Origin of the sequence: Priestia sp. JV24, assembly GCF_025910025.1 — a bacterium.
GTDB classification, from domain to species: Bacteria; Bacillota; Bacilli; order Bacillales; family Bacillaceae_H; genus Priestia; species Priestia megaterium.
On the sequence record NZ_JAPCIN010000059.1, the window covers coordinates 1 to 1706 of the forward strand.

1 protein-coding gene and 1 pseudogene are annotated in these 1706 nt (G+C 31.2%); one reads left to right on the forward strand and one right to left on the reverse strand.

Going from position 1 to position 1706, the window contains the following annotated elements:
• Window positions 1-288: pseudogene (locus OK414_RS29355) on the forward strand (hypothetical protein); the annotation flags it as partial.
• A 280-nt stretch (window positions 289-568) separates the two neighbouring features.
• On the opposite strand, the gene OK414_RS29360 reads toward OK414_RS29355, so the two are convergent.
• Window positions 569-1153: a YitT family protein gene (locus tag OK414_RS29360; protein ID WP_171777199.1), complete on the reverse strand. Its 585-nt coding sequence runs from the start codon at window positions 1151-1153 to the stop codon at window positions 569-571.
• Between the last annotated feature and the right edge of the window lie 553 nt (window positions 1154-1706).

Below are 1706 nucleotides of genomic sequence, written 5' to 3' on the forward strand. Positions count from 1 at the left end.
ATTGTTTTAAATGCATACATAAAAAAACAAATGGCTGAAGAATTGGGGTTTAATACAGTTCAAAGTTTAAATAACAACATCAATAAACTTGTTAAAGAAGGGATTATGATTAGAAAAGGAACTGGAACTTATGAAATGAATCCATTTCTATTTGGTAGAGGATCTTGGGACAATATTAAGAAGATTAGATTCCAAGTAATCTTTGAAGAAGGGAAAATTAGTCAAAAAGCAGATTTTGACTATAAAGATGAAGTTGCTATATCTCATGAAGAAAAAACTACTGATTAGACATAAGTTCTTACGAACTTGAGCAAACTACTCAAGAGAGATATCACTTTTAATACCTTGATACGTTACTGAAAAAACTCCTGGTCAACAGCAGGAGTTTTTCTGTTTTTAAGCTGTATATGATATACAAGGTTAGTTAACATAATGAATTCTCTAGGAACCCACCATAAAAAAGAACCCTTTAGTCAATCTCAAAGTTGTTGTAAGAGCCTTTTTAATTTGTAAAAATCAAGAAGGGGCAAAAAACAGAGAATAGAAGATACTCATTTTATAATCCAAATTATTCTTTTTTAGTAAGTAACGAAGTCGTCATTCCACCTATAAAAATTGTCGAACATGAAAAAAGAAACGTTTTAGGTCCTAATAAAGGAAGACCTGCTGTTATGATAAAACCATCTATAATTAAAATGACGATTCCTATGTTCAAAGAAAAAGCTTTTGATAGTAGTTGGGCTAGTAAATCTGTTCCTCCAGTGCTTGTCTCGTATCGAAGCATAAGACCAATCCCTGTTCCAATACATACTCCTCCAAAGATCACACTAGGAAAAACAGAAAGTTGAAACTGGTCTTTAATAGGCTCTAGCCAATCAATCAATAAAGAAGAAATAACTAACCCATAAAAACTATTATAAAAATAAGTTCTTTCATAAACCCAAGCAAACCAACATAATGGGAAGCCCAAAATAATCATCGTTACACCTGTAGGAAATTCAAAATAATAGTGAAGGATAAGAGCAATTCCAATTGTTCCTCCATCCAACAAATAATGAGGAACTAAAAATCCATTAATTCCTATACTTAATAATAAACTTCCGACAAGAACAACCGGTATTTTTCGAAAAATAATAATCACCTTTTTAGTCAAATTATCTCTTACTATATGTATAAGCTTTAGCTAGCTCTCATGAATGTTTTTTTATCGACAAAGCTCTTAGAATAAATTATTCTAAGAGGTTTTTGGCTACACTATATGTTTTCATTCTTTATTAGGAAACTTGCCTAAATTGAATATTTTTTTATTATTTGAGCAAGCTACTCAAGATGGATAGATAGCGTCCTTTCCTAGTTAATACTCCATTACACCTAACAAACGACCTCGCCACCTTTCTAATGGACTTAGAGGTCGTTTGTTTTTTATGAACAAGAAGTTATATAACTTTAAAAACAGGCATATGGTTTATAAAGACCTCACGTGCTTATAGATTGAACTAGTAGATAGCTCTTGAATGTACTTATTCAGGGGTTATTTGCTTTTTATATGAATTAAAATATCTTAATAAGAGCAAACTACTCAAGATGTCTAAAGGCATCTAGACTAACTTCTAATTATGTCACAGAAAAAACTACTGGAGAGCATGGCCAGTAGGTTTTTCTGTTTTTATGCTGTATATGGTATACAAGGTTAGTTAACATAATCA